General features: G+C 45.5%; 19 protein-coding genes and 4 tRNA genes. 2 read left to right on the top strand and 21 right to left on the bottom strand.

Features of this window, described 5'->3' with window-relative positions:
- From G511_RS0115935 to G511_RS0115995, 13 genes are all read right to left on the bottom strand, one after another.
- Positions 1 to 514, bottom strand: a 514-nt coding sequence (locus G511_RS0115935; RefSeq protein ID WP_028470526.1) for a GTP-binding protein, incomplete at its 3' end; no start/stop codon positions are given.
- Between the two features lie 94 nt (positions 515 to 608).
- Positions 609 to 683 (bottom strand) — tRNA-Thr (locus G511_RS0115940).
- 13 nt (positions 684 to 696) lie between these two features.
- Positions 697 to 771, bottom strand: a tRNA-Gly gene (locus tag G511_RS0115945).
- Positions 772 to 786: 15 nt separating this feature from the next.
- A tRNA-Tyr gene (locus G511_RS0115950) sits at positions 787 to 870 on the bottom strand.
- A 13-nt stretch (positions 871 to 883) separates the two neighbouring features.
- A tRNA-Thr gene (locus G511_RS0115955) sits at positions 884 to 959 on the bottom strand.
- A 50-nt stretch (positions 960 to 1,009) separates the two neighbouring features.
- On the bottom strand, positions 1,010 to 1,669 hold the full coding sequence (locus G511_RS0115960; RefSeq protein WP_028470527.1) for a hypothetical protein: 660 nt from the start codon (positions 1,667 to 1,669) through the stop codon (positions 1,010 to 1,012).
- On the bottom strand, positions 1,669 to 2,415 hold the full coding sequence (locus G511_RS0115965) for a type III pantothenate kinase (RefSeq protein ID WP_084629134.1): 747 nt from the start codon (positions 2,413 to 2,415) through the stop codon (positions 1,669 to 1,671). Before G511_RS0115965 ends, G511_RS0115960 begins: the two co-directional genes overlap by 1 nt.
- The gene (gene birA, locus G511_RS0115970) at positions 2,375 to 3,358 is read right to left on the bottom strand and encodes a bifunctional biotin--[acetyl-CoA-carboxylase] ligase/biotin operon repressor BirA (RefSeq protein WP_028470529.1); all 984 of its coding nucleotides are present in this window, start codon (positions 3,356 to 3,358) and stop codon (positions 2,375 to 2,377) included. The genes G511_RS0115965 and birA overlap by 41 nt, the downstream gene beginning before the upstream one ends.
- Entirely contained in the window at positions 3,359 to 3,865 is a 507-nt protein-coding gene (locus G511_RS0115975; protein ID WP_028470530.1) for a dihydrofolate reductase, read from the bottom strand. It abuts the gene before it with no gap.
- 212 nt (positions 3,866 to 4,077) lie between these two features.
- Positions 4,078 to 4,551: a PaaI family thioesterase gene (locus G511_RS0115980; protein ID WP_028470531.1), complete on the bottom strand. Its 474-nt coding sequence runs from the start codon at positions 4,549 to 4,551 to the stop codon at positions 4,078 to 4,080.
- A 36-nt stretch (positions 4,552 to 4,587) separates the two neighbouring features.
- A complete protein-coding gene (locus G511_RS0115985) occupies positions 4,588 to 5,439 on the bottom strand; it encodes a thymidylate synthase (RefSeq protein WP_028470532.1) in 852 nt (283 codons plus the stop codon).
- A gap of 16 nt (positions 5,440 to 5,455) precedes the next feature.
- A complete protein-coding gene (lgt, locus tag G511_RS0115990) occupies positions 5,456 to 6,253 on the bottom strand; it encodes a prolipoprotein diacylglyceryl transferase (RefSeq protein WP_028470533.1) in 798 nt (265 codons plus the stop codon).
- An 8-nt stretch (positions 6,254 to 6,261) separates the two neighbouring features.
- Positions 6,262 to 7,062 carry a sulfite exporter TauE/SafE family protein gene (locus G511_RS0115995; RefSeq protein WP_028470534.1) on the bottom strand — a complete coding sequence of 267 codons (801 nt, stop codon included), beginning with the start codon at positions 7,060 to 7,062 and terminating at the stop codon, positions 6,262 to 6,264.
- A 91-nt stretch (positions 7,063 to 7,153) separates the two neighbouring features.
- On the opposite strand from G511_RS0115995, the gene G511_RS0116000 reads away from it, so the two are divergent.
- Positions 7,154 to 7,921: an NRDE family protein gene (locus tag G511_RS0116000; protein WP_028470535.1), complete on the top strand. Its 768-nt coding sequence runs from the start codon at positions 7,154 to 7,156 to the stop codon at positions 7,919 to 7,921.
- Positions 7,922 to 7,949: 28 nt separating this feature from the next.
- Here the strand turns inward: G511_RS0116000 and ptsP are convergent, their stop codons facing one another.
- Positions 7,950 to 10,226 (bottom strand): phosphoenolpyruvate--protein phosphotransferase, encoded by a 2,277-nt coding sequence (gene ptsP, locus G511_RS0116005; RefSeq protein ID WP_028470536.1) that lies wholly within the window; start codon positions 10,224 to 10,226, stop codon positions 7,950 to 7,952.
- Positions 10,227 to 10,245: 19 nt separating this feature from the next.
- Positions 10,246 to 10,740 (bottom strand): RNA pyrophosphohydrolase, encoded by a 495-nt coding sequence (locus G511_RS0116010; RefSeq protein ID WP_028470537.1) that lies wholly within the window; start codon positions 10,738 to 10,740, stop codon positions 10,246 to 10,248.
- A gap of 150 nt (positions 10,741 to 10,890) precedes the next feature.
- Here G511_RS0116010 and G511_RS0116015 point away from each other — a divergent pair, with 150 nt between their 5' ends.
- A complete protein-coding gene (locus G511_RS0116015) occupies positions 10,891 to 11,544 on the top strand; it encodes a histidinol-phosphatase (RefSeq protein WP_028470538.1) in 654 nt (217 codons plus the stop codon).
- A 16-nt stretch (positions 11,545 to 11,560) separates the two neighbouring features.
- On the opposite strand, the gene G511_RS0116020 is transcribed toward G511_RS0116015, so the two are convergent.
- The 6 genes from G511_RS0116020 to G511_RS0116045 form a co-directional block, all read right to left on the bottom strand.
- A complete protein-coding gene (locus tag G511_RS0116020; RefSeq protein WP_028470539.1) occupies positions 11,561 to 11,965 on the bottom strand; it encodes a CBS domain-containing protein in 405 nt (134 codons plus the stop codon).
- Positions 11,966 to 12,087: 122 nt separating this feature from the next.
- A complete protein-coding gene (locus G511_RS23975; protein ID WP_051222156.1) occupies positions 12,088 to 14,514 on the bottom strand; it encodes a putative bifunctional diguanylate cyclase/phosphodiesterase in 2,427 nt (808 codons plus the stop codon).
- On the bottom strand, positions 14,514 to 14,981 hold the full coding sequence (locus G511_RS0116030) for a hypothetical protein (protein WP_028470540.1): 468 nt from the start codon (positions 14,979 to 14,981) through the stop codon (positions 14,514 to 14,516). The genes G511_RS23975 and G511_RS0116030 overlap by 1 nt, the downstream gene beginning before the upstream one ends.
- On the bottom strand, positions 14,972 to 16,141 hold the full coding sequence (locus tag G511_RS0116035) for a FecR family protein (protein ID WP_028470541.1): 1,170 nt from the start codon (positions 16,139 to 16,141) through the stop codon (positions 14,972 to 14,974). The genes G511_RS0116030 and G511_RS0116035 overlap by 10 nt, the downstream gene beginning before the upstream one ends.
- 174 nt (positions 16,142 to 16,315) lie before the next feature.
- Positions 16,316 to 17,353, bottom strand: coding sequence for an NADP(H)-dependent aldo-keto reductase (locus G511_RS0116040; protein WP_028470542.1), 1,038 nt, complete (start codon positions 17,351 to 17,353; stop codon positions 16,316 to 16,318).
- Between the two features lie 18 nt (positions 17,354 to 17,371).
- Complete coding sequence (locus G511_RS0116045) at positions 17,372 to 18,568, bottom strand: class I SAM-dependent rRNA methyltransferase (RefSeq protein WP_028470543.1); 1,197 nt, start codon at positions 18,566 to 18,568, stop codon at positions 17,372 to 17,374.
- Positions 18,569 to 18,654: the final 86 nt, after the last annotated feature.

Consider the following 18,654-nt stretch of genomic DNA (forward strand, 5'->3'; position numbering starts at 1 on the left):
CGTAAGCATCTAGCAACTCACGCAACTCCATTTCTACAAGCTCACGCATTTCAGCGTATTCTTCAGAATCAACACCACCACAGTCTTCAGCTAGCAAGTCTGCTTTGTTTAGGAAAACAACGATGTATGGAACACCTACCTGACGAGATAGCAAGATGTGCTCACGTGTCTGAGGCATAGGACCATCAGTCGCGCCACATACCAAAATAGCACCATCCATCTGGGCAGCACCGGTGATCATGTTTTTCACATAATCCGCGTGCCCTGGGCAGTCAACATGCGCATAGTGACGAATCGTTGATTCGTACTCTACGTGCGATGTAGAGATTGTGATACCACGCTCACGCTCTTCTGGAGCATTATCGATACCGTCAAATGCTACCGCTTCACCACCAAATACTTCCGCACATACGCGTGTTAACGCTGCAGTCAGAGTTGTTTTGCCATGGTCAACGTGGCCAATTGTACCTACGTTGACGTGCGGCAGATTACGTTCAAATGCTTGTTTAGCCATCGTTATTATCCCCTAACCGGCCACTTTCTGACCGCAAGTTCACAGATACAACAAAGGGCAGACATATTTCTATATCTACCCTTCTCGAATTTTTTGGAGCTCATGGGCGGATTTGAACCGCCGACCTCACCCTTACCAAGGGTGTGCTCTACCCCTGAGCTACATGAGCAAGCCATTAGCTCTGGAGCGGGTAGTGGGAATCGAACCCACCTCTTCAGCTTGGAAGGCTGAGGTAATAGCCACTATACCATACCCGCTGATCGGAGCATTTATGGTGATGGGGGGTGGATTCGAACCACCGAAGCTTGCGCGTCAGATTTACAGTCTGATCCCTTTAGCCACTCGGGAACCCCACCTTACCATCTTCGTTGGTGCCGGCACCAAGAGTCGAACTCGGGACCTACTGATTACAAGTCAGTTGCTCTACCAGCTGAGCTATACCGGCTTAACGAAGTGGCGCATATAGTACTGAGGAGACCCCACCCTTGCAACCCCTCAACAAGGTTTTTTTACTATTTTTAACGATTTATATTTTTTTTGCAGTACATCATTGATTTTATTGATCAAATTACGATCAATATCTGCCGATAACTGGATTGAATAACGAGATTTCACAGCAAGCAGATGTTTTATTTCAAGCCTTTGCGCCAGCATCAACAAACCATTAAGTTTATCTTGAGCACCTGCTTGCGTTAAAAATTCAGCAATGACAAATTCAGAAGCAAGAAAATCTCGACGCGGTGTCACCAAGATTCCACTTTCGCGTAAAGGTGCAACCAGCAACAACTTGTCTCGCATCCTCTTGGGCAGACTAAGAACCAGCTGAAATTTTTCACCTTCAGCAGGCGTCACAATGATAGTAGGTGACAAACCTTGCTCAACCATAAAACCTGCAACTGCATCAGCGATAGACTGATTACCAAGCCCCTCATAAACAATACATTCAGCCAATACCTCGCCAGCCCTACTACCTGACAGCTTTTGCGCCGGTCTTTTCTGCAGACTACCCTCAGCCACCTCACTTACCAAGCGAAGCACAAATGCCTGTTCAATTTCGACATCGGCTCGATTAACCGGTTTGACATTAGTCATAACGAAGCCAAAAAACGTGATCACATTCGCCAACAACAAGAAAATCAGTAGCCATTTACGCATTACCGACAAACCCAGACCAAACCATCCATAACAAGGTCCGGCTCATACCGACCAACCTGAATCATCTCCTGCATCAACGCACCGTCTCCTCCTGTAAAAAACAGCTCCACACCCTTTTCAAGATCACTCTCAATCTCATGCGCAAGCGCTTTAAAAAGATAGGCACTCCCCTGCAAGACTGCTTCAGCCGTACTTACACCAGGATGAGTCACTATTTCTGCCGACTGCTTCTCAAAACGAACTTGCGCAGTGTTTTTCAACAAAGACTCTCTCATCAAACGCAAACCCGGAATAATATATCCCCCTAGATGTTCACCTTTATCTGAAAGATACTCAACAGTAACAGCACTACCACAATCAACAACAACCACTGCTTTATTAACACGCTTATACGCCGCTATCATCGCTAGCCAGCGATCAACCCCCATTTTAGAGGGATCTTGATAACTATTAGTAACACCAGCACACTGCTTGCTAGTTTCAGCAAATATAGGTTCAGCCTTCCATAACGCACTACACACTTTACGCAATCGTTCATCACATTCAAAACCTGCAACAGAACCTACCAGTATCTGTTCAACACCACAATTTATGGCATCTGCAAACGATGCTGCCGTAAACTCTTGCGTTAACACAGAAGCCTTTTTTATAACTTTGCCAGCATCAACCAAACGCCATTTTAAAAAAGTATTTCCTATATCAACTTCAAGACGCATGATGCGGCCTAACGCTAATTTCGCCCGCATGAAAGTGCTCTACACCTGCTGAGTGCTGCACAATAAGCGCGCCATGCTCATCAACACCCAAGCACTCCCCCACTACCTCTTTATTACCTAGCAACAGACGCACTGTTTCATTCTGGTAAGCATGTATTTGCTGCCATTCATCCCGAAACACGGAGAAGCCGTGCTCACTAAAACGCTCTAATTCAGGCACTAGATGATTGAGTACTGCTGACATCAATGTATTTCGTGATATACCGCCACCACAGAGCTTATGCAGATCGGTCCACGGCTGATCAATAGACTCCTGCGCTTGATCCGGCATAGCCACATTAACGCCCACACCAATCACTACCTGACACTCACCTGATGCATCTCCATGCATCTCAAGCAATATCCCCGCAAGCTTTTTGGAGTTAACCAGCAGATCATTTGGCCACTTAACCTGCACCTGCTCCACACCCAAGTAACCCAATGCCTTTACCAACGCCAAGCCGACAACAAGACTTAAGCCCTCTAGCGCAGCAGCGCCTTGAGTAAAGCGCCATACCAGCGAAAAATAGAGGTTTTTTGCAAACGGACTCACCCACGCCCGACCTCTGCGACCTTTGCCCGCAGTCTGATACTCAGCCAAATACAAGCGCCCAGAAACAACACCCTGCTGATGCACTTCTCGCATGGCCATCATATTTGTAGAATCAACAACCCGCTCTAGAGAAATCGTTGTTAAGCGGCTACTTGCATATTCAGAGCAGCCCGTAACAATTTCTTTTTCACAGAGCAAATCCAAGCCTCCCGGAACGCGATAACCACGTCCTCGGATGCTATAGACATCAACACCTAGCTGCTCAAGCTCTTTCATCTGCTTCCAGATAGCACTGCGGCTCACGCCCAATAAATCACCAAGCTCTTGCCCTGAATGAAACTGGCCGTTCGATAAAATCGCTAGCAGTCTGTCATCAATCATCTAGCTGGCCCGCTGGTATACAACAAAACTATAATCATATGGATTCGGCCCCTCGGCTTGAAAATCCTCGCGCCCCAGCTCTTTCCACTCATCCACACAGAACTCAGGAAAATAGGCATCACCATCAACTTCTGCATGTACTTGCGTCACATAAAGACGCTCAACCAGTGGTAAAGCTTGAGCATATATTTGCTCCCCACCGATAACCATAGCCTCTTCAGCACCATCGATCTCTGCCTGACAGGCGGCTAAATCAAAGGCCTCATTCAGGGAACGCACCACCTTTGCGCCTTCCAACTGATAAGCATCATCGCGCGAAATCACTATATTCAAGCGCCCTGGTAGCGGCCTACCAATCGAGTCATATGTCTTACGCCCCATAATGACCGGCTTGCCCATCGTTGCTTGTTTAAAATATTTCAGGTCACCAGGCAAATACCAAGGAAGCTTGTTTTGCCTGCCAATCACTCGGTTTTGTGCCTGAGCAACAATCATGGACAATCTCATAGAAATACACCTTAAATAAGCTTTTGCTGTTATGTGAAAACACAGTAAACAAGAAAATAACAATAGTTTATATTTTAGACAAAAACACACCGATTAACTTAGGCGCCTACTTTTCATCTTATATCTTTGGCTACTCAGTCTAGGTATATCTAGCCCACAATAAAGAAAAGCAAAGATTTTCAAATACTCAATGAGCGAAGCTGCAAACACACCTATCCCATTGTTGCTGGCATTTTGACCGCCACAACAGAACCTTTAACGCACACTAGGTCATTAGCTGACAAAGCAACCTCAACAATTACCTTACGCTCTTTTATCTCAGTGATTTTTCCGTGCAGTATTAATTCCACACCCATTGGAGTGGGCGCCAAAAAGTTTACATTCAAGGCCCCCGTAACAAAGCGAAGCGCAGGCGTCGAACCAATAACACGCCCTTGCGCTCGATAAGCCGCTGCAGAAGCACTGCCAGTACCGTGACAATCAATTAAGGATGCAATCAGGCCTCCATAGACTAAACCTGGAATAGCCGTGTGACATGACCTTGGAGTGAAGTGTGCAATCGTTTCACCCTTCTCTTCATCTAGCCAATAACTTTTTAACTGATGCCCGTCTGCGTTATTACTTCCACATCCATAACAATGACTCAGCTCTTCAGGATAGCAATCTTGAAATGCTTGCTTGCTCATAAAATAAACCCCAGTCGTTAAAGTTAGTCCGTTAATTTATACTGAAAACGGGTATTGAATTGGGTCATGAAATTGATAGTTTGATACCTCAAAATCACCCATCGTCACCCAGGTTTCCAAATCTTCGAGTGATTTAATATCAGGATTGATATGCAACTGAGGCAACTCAAAGGGCTCTCTGCGTAACTGCACATCACGCATTAACTCAATCTGATCATCATAAATATGTGCATTAACGATTTTATGAAACGCTTGCCCCGGCTTATGTCCGGTAATTTGAGCAATGATCTTCAAGAACGCAAACACTTGTACCTGATTAAACACGAGCCCAAGTGGCACATCACATGAACGCTGATAGGATGTCAGGTGCAATGTATCACCCAACAATGAAAAGTTATGAGTATGCATACACGGGCGCAAGCAGCCCATATGAAATTCACCGGGATTATAGAAACTTAAAATTTCGCCACGATCATCAATACCTCTAGAGAGATCGTCCACCAGCTTGCGTAGCTGATCAATAGCACCGCCATCTGGCTTTTTCCAACCACGCCCCTGCACGCCGTATACCCTCCCCATATCATCGATACCTTGACGATGAGGGTTACTTAGCCATGCGCTATTTTCGTTAGCATTGGCGTCCCAAGTTTTCGTACCCAGCTTTCTAAAATCAGCAGCGCTATCATAGCCACGCAAATATCCTAGCAATTCGGCGATTGCTGATTTCCAAAATGATTTTCGTGTTGTGAGCAATGGAAACTGATTATTAGCGACATCGTAGGTCATATCCACGTTAATGACGGTGAGACAACGCTTGCCTGTGCGTTCATTTTCAACCCATTCACCTTGCTGAATAAGACGCTGACAAAGATCCAAATATTGTTTCATATACCTTCTAACCTTATTAAACCGCAGCCGATGATGTTTTTTGCTTATAAGCCCACAATAACAAGAGAGCACCGAAGATGATCATCGGTAGTGATAACAACTGCCCTTTTGTTAACCAGCCAAATGCGATGTAACCAATATGCGCATCCGGCTCGCGGAAAAATTCAACACAGGAACGAAACACACCATACATAATTAAAAATAACGCCGATGCAGCCATGCGAGGACGCGGTTTTGATGTAAACCACCAAAGCACTACAAACATGACAACACCTTCCAAGAACGCTTCGTAAAGCTGAGAAGGATGCCTTGCCAAACCGTCAGCTGTGCGCGGAAAAACAACCGCCCAAGGAACATCAGCAGCGCGACCCCAGAGCTCACCACCTATAAAGTTACCGACACGACCAGCACCCAACCCTATCGGCACCAAAGGCGCAACAAAGTCCCCCATCTGCATAAAGCTTTTGTCATGCTTTTTGCCAAACAACCACAACATAACCAAAACACCTAGCAAACCACCATGAAAAGACATACCGCCTTCCCAAACAGCAAACAACCAGAGCGGGTCAGAGAGAAACTGGTCAAAATTATAGAACAGTACATAGCCCATACGGCCACCCAACACGACTCCCATAGCACCCCAAAAGATCAGATCGGATACTTGATCTTCGGTCCAACCAGAACCAGGGCGTCGTGCTCGATAAGCACCCAGCCAGAATGCCGCACCAAATCCGATTAAATACATCAGCCCGTACCAATGGATCTGAATAAAACCTAAATCCAGTGCAACCGGATTAATATCATGAACCCACATAGCGTTCCTTAAAATAAGTTAGATAATAGGAATCGAGCAGCAACCAATGCCAGAAAGCCAGCAAAAATTTTCTTTAGCAGATCGCCTGGCAAACTATGCGCCCACTTCACTCCAATTTTTGCACACAAAGAACTACTGATCACGATACCTACAAAAGCTGGCAAGTAGATATAACCCAAGCTCCACTCTGCTAAGCCTGCCTCACCCCACCCGGTATAGATATTTGTTACGGCACCCATACAAGCAATGGGCAACCCACAAGCGGCAGAAGTAGCTACCGCCTCCTGCATAGATACTTGTTTCCAGGTTAAATACGGCACCGTTAACGTACCACCACCAATACCAAAAATAGCAGACGCCCAACCAATAATACCACCAGCACCCGCCAAGCCTTTATCCGAAGGCGCTTCATTACCTGCTTTAGGTTTTAAACCGAATGCCATTTGAATGGCTACCACCATTGCAAAAACACCAATCGCAATCTGTAAGTGAGCGCCTTTCATCAGATCAGCTGTAAACACACCGATAAAAGCTCCTACGATAATACCGACGGCCAAAGGCTTAAACATCTCCCAGCGCACAGCACCACGCTTGTTATGAGCCCGCACAGAACTGATAGAGGTCACTACAATGGTTGCTAGTGAGGTTGCCACTGCCGCATGCGTCAATACTTCTGGTGACATTCCTTGCAGCCCAAAACTAAAAATAAGCACAGGAACGATTAACAAACCGCCGCCTATTCCAAACAAGCCTGCCACAATACCCGCCGCAGCACCGAGAACCAAATAGAGCACAAGAGTTAGTAACATCACTTCTAATCCGTATTTTTTTCATGTTAATGTGCTAGTTTATCGAATTCGCTTCATGTAAGCACTCCAAAGACAGGAGAAAGCATCAACCGTGTGCCTAATCACCTTCGCTTATCAACAACACCCCGAATACTCACTTATTATGGTGGCAAACCGTGATGAGTTTTACGCCCGACCAACATTAGACATGCACTTTTGGAAAGATCACCCTAACGTATTGGCAGGCAAAGATTTACAGCAAAACGGTACATGGCTAGGGATCAATAAGAATGGCAAGCTGGCAGCGGTCACAAACTTCAGAGACGGCACAAGTATAGAAAGTAATGTAAAGTCTCGGGGCGCCCTTACACGGCGCTTTCTCACCAAGGAGACACCCGCCAAAACCTACCTACAAGAACTAGCCACTGATAGCAGCCCATATGGAGGCTTCAATTTACTATTGGGAGATACTACAGGGCTCTATTATTGCTCAAACAAAGGCGCACCATCTGAGCGAATTGCTCCCGGAGTTTACGGCTTAAGCAATGCCTATTTAGACAGCAGCTGGCCAAAAGTAGATGCGGCCAAACAAGGTCTAGTTGAGCTCATCAAAAGAGAGCTCTCCATTGAATCGCTTGCCAATTTACTTCATTCAAAGCATCAAGCCGCAGACAAGGACCTGCCTAACACAGGTATAAGCTATGAATGGGAAAAACAACTATCAGCCTGCTTTATCAACATCCCAAGCTATGGCACTCGCGCCACCACCGTCCTACTGCAAAAAAACTCTGGCGAAACTCAAATAGCGGAGTTCAGATTTAACCCATCAGGTAAAGTAAGCGAAGAGCGTTTTACTCTTCTCATGAAACCCATTGGTTAAGCGCCGTAATAAAGCAGTCTTTAGCATATCACTCAGGCAACACCGGGCTACTTAACTGACTTAATCCTAAAGACTCCATCGTTTCTGTCATCAGTGCCTGTATTTTATCGGCGTCATCCATGCGCATGACTTTATCAAGCAGCACTTTTGCCTGCACCATCGAGACACTACGTATGGTCGACTTCACCCGAGGGAGGTTAGTCGCATTCATAGATAACGCATCATAGCCCATCGCCATCAACAGCAAGGCGCCACCAGGGTCAGCAGCCATCTCACCACAAATAGAGACCTGTAGTTTATCCTTGCGCGCTTCTCGCGCAATATCCTCAAGGACTTTAAGCACAGCAGGGTGATAGGGAACATAGAGGCCCGCTACTCTTGGGTTATTACGGTCTACCGCCAAGAGATATTGAGTAAGGTCGTTTGAGCCTACAGATATAAAATCAACCCGCTTTGCAAAACGCCGTAACTGGTACACCGCAGCAGGTACTTCAATCATTACCCCAACAGAAGGTCGTGCAACGACATAGCCCTCTTCTTGCAGTTCAATTAATGCACGATCTAGCAAATTATTAGCTTCATCTACTTCATTTACACTGGTCACCATCGGCAACATGATACGTAAATTACCTAGGCCTTCATTAGCCCTGAGCATCGCTCTGATCTGCACCAAGAAGATCTCAGGATGATCTAGCGTCACCCTAATGCCTCGCCAACCAAGAAATGGGTTTTCTTCCTTAATAGGAAAGTAAGGCAACGCCTTATCTCCACCAATATCAAGTGTCCTCATTGTTACAGGCAGAGGTGCAAAGGCCTCTAACTGACGGCGATAAATTTGCATCTGCTCATGTTCGCTAGGAAAAAAGTCCCGCACCATAAATGGGATCTCAGTACGGTATAAACCAATTCCTTCAGCCCCGCGCTCCAATGAGCGTGATACATCAGCAATAAGTCCAGTATTTACCCATAGCGGCATACGACTACCGTCTATCGTTTTAGCGGGTAAGTCTTTTAATGTCGCTAACTCAGCAGCGACTTCTTCCTGCTCACGCAGTACTTCTCGATAAGCTTGTATCAGCTCCTCTGATGGATCCACATACAAACGACCGGAATAACCATCAAGAATAACTTCACGACCATCCAGTTGACGATAAGGTAGATCAACCATACCCATTACTGTAGGAATACCCATTGAACGAGCCAAGATCGCCGCATGGGAGTTACCTGAGCCCAGTACAGATACTAGCCCAGCAAGCTTTTCTGCGGACACTTCACCTAATACTGCCGGCGACAGCTCATCAGCCACCAAAATACCGTTTTCAGGCAGCTCAATTCTTTTGGAACCACTTTCTTCTTGCAGATAAGCAAGAACACGGCGTCCTAGATCACGAACATCGGTTGCTCGTTCTCTCAAATAAGGATCATCCATTCTGGAAAACTGTCGCGCATTGCTGGTAATAACCGAGCTCAGCGCTCCTTGGGCCCAGTTGCCTTGTTTAATCTGTGCAACCACTTCACCCGCTAGCGCATTGTCATCTAACATCCTAAGATATACATCAAACAACGCCTGCTCATCGTGACGTAGACGCTTGGCAAGCCTAGCGCTTACTTTGCGGATATCCGCACGTACTCGCTCTAATGCCGTTTCAAACCGAGCAACTTCCTGTGTAATATCATCAGCGATTTTTTCAGGTACCGCGTCAATATCAGCCAAAGGGGCCACCACCACAACTCGACCAATAGCCACGCCCGGAGCGCCCGGAATACCTTCAAAGCGATGATCGATACTTTTTTGGTTTTTCCAAGCAATCTTACTGATCGCTCCTGTGACCTGAGCATGCGCTATAACCCCCGCCAACTGAGCAGAGATAGTCACTAGGAACGCCTCTTCTGATTCATCATAACGGCGACAGTCTTGCTGTTGCACAACAAGCACACCTAACACTTGTTTTTGATGAATAATCGGCACACCTAAAAAAGCATGAAAGCGCTCTTCGCCAGTGTCTTCCAACAAATAAAACGCTGGATGAGTTTCAGCATCTTCCAAATTAATCGGCTCAGCTCTTTTCGCCACCATACCAACAATCCCTTCCGAAGAAGAAAGAGAAACACGGCCAACAGCTTTACGATTAAGCCCTTGAGAGGCACGCAACACAAAACGTTGTGACGGGGCATCTAGTAGGAACACTGAACACACTTCGGTTTTCATGCCTCGTTGAATCCTGCGCACGATCAACCCCAGCACGGCATCCACATCAGGCGCAGTACTGACTTCTTGAACAATTTTGCGCAGTAATTCCAGCATATTTCTTTTCCTTGTGACGTTAGCGTTGCTGTTGTACAACCACACGCGATAGTTTTGGCGATAATTCCTTCATCGCTTTTCGATAAACTTCACGCTTAAAAGAAATAACCTGACCCAATGGATACCAATAACTAACCCACTGCCAACCGTCAAACTCCGGTGAATCAGTATGATCAATTACTACAGCATCGTCATGACTCAGCATTCTGAGCAAAAACCACTTCTGCTTTTGACCCACACAGATGGGGTGTGAGTGCCTGCGGATCATGCGCTTGGGTAGCCGATAGCGAAGCCAGCCACGAGTGACAGCGACCACCTCAACATCTTTCTCGCTGAGGCCGACCTCCTCTCTTAATTCTCGATACATTGCCTGTTCAGGCGTTTCATCGGGGTTAATTCCCCCTTGCGGAAACTGCCAGGCATCTTGTCCGATACGACGCGCCCAAAGCACCTGACCCAGTGGGTTTGCCAGAATGATACCTACATTCGGTCTAAACCCGTCTGAATCAATCACGTATACAAATCCTGTAACTATTTTGCCCCTATTGTTCCACACTTACTGCCATCCGCAAATAGCTTGTCTGTCGGATAGGGAAAAGCACTAAATTTGAAAGCAAATAGATATCACTTTATGCTTGCCAGTCTAACTAAGGGAGTGCAATACGTGAGCCTGGCCATCTTTGATCTTGATAACACCCTCCTCAATGGCGATAGCGACCATGCATGGGGTGAGTTTCTTTGCGAGCAAGGAATTGTTGATGCCGCTGAATATAGTAAAAGTAATGACTATTTCTTTCAGCAATATCAGCAAGGAACCTTAGACATCCAAGAGTTTCTTGAGTTTGCTTTACGCCCACTAGCGATGCTTTCTGCACAAAAGTTATCAGAACTACATGCACAGTTCATGCAGCAGAAAGTTGAGCCAATAATCTTACCTAAGGCATTAGCCCTACTTAAGAAACACCGCGACCAAGGTGATTTTTTGCTCATCATCACAGCAACCAATAGTTTTGTCACAGGCCCTATTGCAGCCCGCCTTGGAGTCGATGCTATTCTGGCTACCGACCCTGAAATAATTAACGGCAGCTATACCGGAAAAGTGGCAGGTACCCCCTGCTTCCAAGACGGCAAAGTAACGCGCTTGAATCACTGGCTGAAAGACAATAATCACTCGCTACAAGGGAGTTCTTTCTATAGCGACTCACGAAACGATCTACCGTTATTAGAGCTTGTTGACCACCCCATTGCTGTCGACGCGGATGAAACGCTAATGCAAACCGCGCAACAAAAAGGCTGGCCGGTTATCAGCCTACGCTAGCCTAACCACGGGTGGCTCAAGCCACCCGACATGATTGCAACGAGTGACTTAAAGATTTCATCACTTGACCACGCGTCACCAAACCAGTGACGATGCCGTCTTCTACAACAGGAAAAACCTTTGGCTGGCCTTTGCCAAAACGCTCAGCCAACTCCAGAACCGACAGTTGTGCGGATACCCAGAGCGGATCATGCCTCATCACATCTTTAACCAAGGTGTGAGAATCGCAATGATAGCTTTCACTAATCAACACCTTGATACAATCTTGTTCCGATACAAAGCCAATAAGACATCCTCCAGCATCAATCACTGGCAGCCCTAAATAACCGCTATTAAGTATCATATCAACCGCGTCAGGAAGCCCCTGCTCTTCTGATAACAATGGCGGATTCGCTAGCATTAGATCTTTCACTTTTAACATAACAGCACCCTCAATCATCCAAATTACATCTTTAGTAGTATCAGGTGCACTACATAATAGCTAATTAGCTATCGCTATCTAAATAATAGTTTTACGTTATGCAGTTCTATAAAGAGAACAAATCAGGGCTTAGAAAGAAGGGCGGCAAACTCATTAGCAGGTAAAGGCTTACTGAAAAGAAAGCCTTGTAGGTATTCGCAGGCATTATCTTTCATAAACTTAGCCTGGGCTGGCGTTTCAACACCCTCAGCTACCACTTTAAGGTTTAGGCGATGCGCCATACCAATAATACTAGAGGTGATATCTTTGCTATCACTCTTAATACCGATATCTTTAACAAAAACCCGATCAATTTTTAGTGAATCTACTGGAAACATATTTAAATAATTCAGTGATGAATAGCCCGTTCCAAAATCATCAACAGCTACACCGGTTCCTAACGCCTTAATCTGCTCAAGTATGCTAATTGTTAATTCAACATCCGTCATCAACGCGGTCTCGGTCACCTCAATTTCTAGTAGCTGAGGATCAAGCTCGGTTTCAACCAATGTATCATGTAGTACCGCAGGAAAGTCACTCTCAGTTAGCTGGACAGCAGACACATTCACCGCAATTTGAAACTCAGAGAAACCCAAAGCATGCCATTGCTTAGTTTGAAGGCAAGCCTCTCGCAAGACCCAGGCGCCTATTTCGACAATAACCCCTTGCTTCTCTGCTAACGGAATAAAGTCAGAGGGGGGGATCATCCCTCTAATGGGGTGATGCCAACGCAGTAGTGCCTCAGCACCCTTAATATTATGATTATTCGCACACACTTTTGGCTGATAATAAACTTCAAATTCTTTATTAACTAAGGCATTACGCAGATCATTTTCTAACTCAGAACGCTGTACTAAATCAGTCCGCATCTGTTGAGAGAAAAATAATAAGCCCCGCTTCTTATCTGCCTTTGCCCGATGCATGGCAGTGAAAGCATGATTAATCAGTGCATCACTACTCAGGCCATCTTCAGGAAAAACACTGACACCAATGCTTGGTGGCAGGTAGTAGTCTTTTCCTTGCCACTCGATGGGTTGCTGCAAAATTTGTAATAAGCGACCACCCACATGCTTAATTCTGAGTTCGTTAGATGTTTCTTGCACCACTGCAAATTCACCATTTATTTTGGCAACAACGGCCTCCTCTCCCAGTGTCTGCTGTATACGCAGAGCAACTTGGTGCAACAACTCATCCCCTACTTTAAAACCCAACTGGTCATTAATCGTCCGTAGCTGCCCAGAATTAATAATATAAACACTCACTAAATCTCCCGATTGTTTAGCACTGAGCATGCTCTGATTAAGACTTTTTTCAAGCATACTTCTATTCGGCAAAGAAGATACAGGATCATGATCACCCTGATGTTGTAGCGTTTGGTTCAAACGAGATAGTTTTCCTTGAACGATGGATTGAGACCGCCAACCCCATACAAAATAAGCCACCATAATACCGACCAGAGCACTAAAAGGAGGCACCCAAATACGCGTTAATTTTAAACAGATAAAAACAAGCAAAAGAACGAAGGCAATTGATGCAAAAAACACCACAGGCGCTCGTAAAAGTCCGAACAGATACATAATCAAACTAAATAACAAAGTCACCAGCATGGTACAAATGACTTGAAAGGGAAAAGAGGCATATTCAAGCGTACGCTGCTGAATCAGCGCCTCCAAAACATGGGCGTTCACTTCCACTCCCGACATACGCTGATGATCGCCAGACACCGGAGTCGACAGCTGATCACCTAACCCTGTAGCCGTGGCGCCAACTAATAGCAGCTTATTACGAATAAGATCATCTACTTGCCCCGATAGAACATCGCTAAATGACACTCGTTTTATAGTTCTGGGTAGTGTCAAAAAAGGAATATAAACAGACTGATTTCTCATCCATCCAGAGCCTGTCGACTCCACACTTTTAGTACTAAGAAGCTTACCGTATGCCGTTTGATAAACGGCATACGAAAAAGCAGGCCAGTGCGCACCATCCAGTCCGGCATATAGATAAACTGAACGGCATATACCATCAACCCCTAGCTCATAATCAACATGGCCCAGCCTATCTGCTGCTAACGCCAACATAGGTATAGGCAAAGACTCCGATGCAATCTCACCAAATGTATTGGTTTCAGGGGCCACCGCTAATACCACCTTGCCCGATTGCTTGATTGCCTCAGCAAACATTTGATCAATATCGGCGGCTTCACTTTCAGGAAAAAGAATATCAAAGCCTACAGCCTTAACACCCAGCTCAGTCGTCTTTTCTAATAAAGAGGCATGAACCGACCTAGACCATGGCCAACGGCCTATCTGCTGTAGGCTCTTGTCATCAATAGCAACAATAACCACTTGCTCAGACACTTCATGCGATAGAAAACCATGCATAGTGTCATAAATAATCCAGTTTAAACGTGCGATATAGCTGTTATTTAGCAGTAATAAAGGGACTAACAAACAAAGAACCCAAAGCCCGCTATTAATAAGGAAGGCTCGCCTCTTTGCAGCGTTCATCAGAATAACAAAATACCTAAAATACCCACGCCAATAACCTGCAACCATCGATTATCTTGCGGCGGGTAGATCAGCTGAGTGGCACCCCAAGGCCCCTTATATCCGTCTGATTCAACAACTCGAATACGCATATATTGCAAGCTAGTTGCTCGTGAGAATGTCATCTCATGCTGCTTTGTTAGCTTATCGACAATTAACTCATCAAAACTATTACTTTCTGAGATCTGCATTTGATATTGCTGAACATGCTCACCCGTTAAGGATACCGTTAACTTATCTTCTTCAGGCGAAACAATAAGCTCAGGTGCTAGCGGCACGGGCTCCTGTCGAAATTGGCGCACCACACTATAGGGTCCCTGCTCTTTTACAGAGGAAATACTAGCAACACGCCAGTAATAGCTACCATTAGCTAAGGGCTCATCCAGCGAGTAAGACGCTCGCTCCACACCCTGTTCATCTAAGAGCAAGGGCCCTGAAAAACCTTCTGAAGCAGATACCTGCAAGCGGTACGCGCTAGCATCAGCAGATTGTGTCCATTGAAATACGGGAGCCCCCCCCTTATCACCTTTTCATTAAGGGGCTTCAGTTGTAAAGGAGGCTGCGGGTGCACATCAAGCTGTAAACGGGCAATCACTGCAAGACCTTCAATACCTAAATGATCAATACCGCGAATACGCACGTAATACGATCCATCGGGCACTTCTGGTAAGGTAGTCTGCCTATTTTCAGTCACCCTGTTCCACAGCACTACAACAAAATCATCTCTTTTTGACAGCTCAATACGATAACCTTTAGATCGTACAAGCTTATGCCAGCCAAGCGACCAATTAAGCTCACGAATCACATCAGGAACAGTCTTGAGTTTAGGCGCAGCGAGTAGCTTTTGAGGTGCGATAGGTACCTGGCCAGGAGACACTCGCGTACCAAAACCAGCAGCAATATTACGTGTTCTAGATTGCCCCTTAACAGCAACCTTACCTTCAATAACTTCAATACGGGATACATCATCAGTGCCAACAACCGTTGTTCTGAACTTTGTTCCTCTCACTGCAGTAATGGCCGAAGGCGTTTGAATTTCAAAACGAGACCCATCACCTTTAGCCGGTATGGCACGCGTATCAACACGCCCTTTTTCTAAACGCAAACGAGTATCTACCATCCCCGAATCACCAAATTGACTAAGGTGATTAAAGCGCACTGCACTGCCTTCATATAAAGTAATAATGGAACCATCTGCAAATTTCACAGATAAGCTACTGGCGTGACCAACATTAAGCTGGTCGCCTAAATGAATACGTGAACCAACAATAACAGGCTTTACACTGCTATCTATTAGGGTCAATGAAGCATTACCCAAGATAGCCACAACCAGTGCTTCTACAGGCGCTTCTTTCACCCACGCCAAAGGCACCCTAATACGTGTACCTGGTTGCATTTTCTTTGGGTTTTTTATCCCATTGATTTTTTGTAAATCTTGCCAGCGCCCGCTGTTTTTGAGATTTTTAATACTAAAATCCCAAAGAGTATCTCCCTCATGAACAATATAGACCCACTCAGCCGCTGAGACAGGCACAACACAGCTTAGAAAAAGCCACATAGAAACAATTAACTGAAGATAACGCCGCATCACAAAGTCCTTTCTTGCTACGGTTAACACGCTATAGACCTTAGCCGAGCAAGCATCTGCGCTCACACTAACAAATTCAGGCTACATTCAGTAACTATAGCCGACTTATGGCATGAGTGAAATTTGTATTTAAGTTGGGTCTACGCAGCACACAAGGGAAAATGAGCTGGACTGTTACGGACTGGGGTTTGGATTATTACTATGTATATCTTCAATGGCGTGTAGAACTTCATCACTAAGCAGCAACTCATCAGACATAATATTATTTTGAAGCTGCTCCATAGTGGTAGCCCCAATAATAGTAGCACCCACAAAAGCACGGCTACTGACATAAGCTAGCGCCATTTGGGCTGGATCCACTCCATGCTGCTTAGCTAGATCAACATAAGCTTGAGTAGCTCTAACCCCATTAGGTTTGATGTAACGAGCATAACTGGGGAACAAAGTGAGTCTCGCACCAACGGGGCGTTGATCGTCTAAATATTTTCCTGATAGTACACCAAAACCTAACGGCGAATATGCCAGCATATCTACCTCTTCACGCTGTAACACTTCGGCTAAACCAATTTCATCGGTACGGTTTAACAAGCTATACGGGTTTTGTACTGAAACAACTTTAGGTAAATCATACATTTGTGCATATTTAAGGAAGGTCATCACACCCCAAGGTGATTCGTTAGACAGACCTATATAACGAACCTTTCCTTCATCCACCAGCTCTTTTAAAACTTTCAAGGTTTCCAGAATCGGCACGCCATCCTTTGACGTATCATGCTGGTAACCTAACTGACCAAAAAAATTAGTTTTTCGGTCAGGCCAATGCAACTGATAAAGATCGATGTACTCAGTTTGTAAGCGTTGCAAGCTTCCTTCAATTGCCATGCGGATATTATGGCTATCAAAACAAATATCTTGGCGTAGATAGCTCACCATATCCGCAGGGCCAGAGACCTTTGTTGCGATAACTATTTGCTCACGATTACCTCGAAGCTTCATCCAATTACCAACATAATGCTCAGTAAGCCCTTGCGACTCTGCCGAGGTTGGCACCGGATAAATTTCGGCTAGATCTAGGAAGTTCACTCCCTGAGAAACAGCATAATCTAGCATTTGGTGAGCCTCTGCTTCACTGTTTTGTTCGCCAAACGTCATGGTTCCCAAACAGATGCGGCTTACCTTAAGATCGCTATTTCCCAGTGTGTGATAGTGCATACATACTCCCCTAAACGATTAGCTACTTGGCAGCACTCTGACGCAAAATGATTTCAGATAATCAGTTTCAGGAATGGCTGGGTGTACTGGATGATCAGCTCCCTGATGCCCCTGATCAAAAATTTGTGCTGTCCGGTCGAGCTCACGCGCATTAGCTCGAATAATGTCAACAAGGTTGGCACGCTCAAGATGCATTGAACACGAAGCACTCACCAATACACCCTTACGCTCCAACAAGCGCATCGCTAAATTATTGATGCGTGAGTAAGCACGTTCACCATTTTTAATATCTTTACGACGTTGAATAAACGCAGGAGGATCAACAATGACAACATCAAACTTTTCTTGGTCATGGATCAATGCTTTACAAGCATCAAACGCATCTCCCTGCACTGCCACAAAACGATCTTCTGCATTATTAAGACGTGCATTTTCTAATGCCACATCCAGCGCAGTTTCAGACGCATCTACACACATAACTTCGGTTGCACCCGCCGCTAGTGCCTGTACACCCCAACCACCCACATAGCTAAATAGGTCTAACACGCGCTTACCTGCCACATGCTTTTGCATTGCAGCGCGGTTGTTACGATGATCATAAAACCAGCCCGTTTTTTGCCCTGTCAACACCGGCGCTAACAGAGGCACGCCATTCTCTTCAAATGGACAGAGTTCAGGCACTTCACCTTGCGCAACTTCAATGTAGCTTTCTAGGCCTTCAGTACTGCGCATTTTACCGTCACAACGCAACACTATCGCTTCTGGTGTGAAAATTTTATTTAATGCCGAAATAATTTCATCAACAACAGCCTCCATTCCAGCCGTCGAGATTTGCACCACAAAAATATTAAAATAGCGGTCAATCACCAATCCAGGTAAGCCATCACTGTCACCGAACACTAAACGATAGCAAGGCTTATCAAAGCACGCCTCACGTAATGACAATGCAATATTAATACGATGAACCAGTAACGAGCGATCCAAACGCAGCTTAGTATCACGGCACAGCAGGCGACCACAAATCAAAGTATTAGGATTCACATACGCAACACCTAACGACTTACCATTACTCGCTTCAACTAAAACCTGCTCACCCAGCTGAAAAGATTTAATTGGAGTGCGCTTATTATCGACCTCATTGCTGTAAATCCAGACATGGCCCGCACGAAGTCGGCGCTCGGCACCTTGATTGAGAATAAGCGTATTTAATGACATGGTAATCTCTATAAACAGTAAAAATGACTGTCCCGGCCAAGTGCCGGGACAGTGAATAAATCAATAGGTATAGCTTACACCGAAGT

The organism is Neptunomonas japonica DSM 18939, from assembly GCF_000422765.1.
Taxonomy (GTDB): domain Bacteria; phylum Pseudomonadota; class Gammaproteobacteria; order Pseudomonadales; family Balneatricaceae; genus Neptunomonas; species Neptunomonas japonica.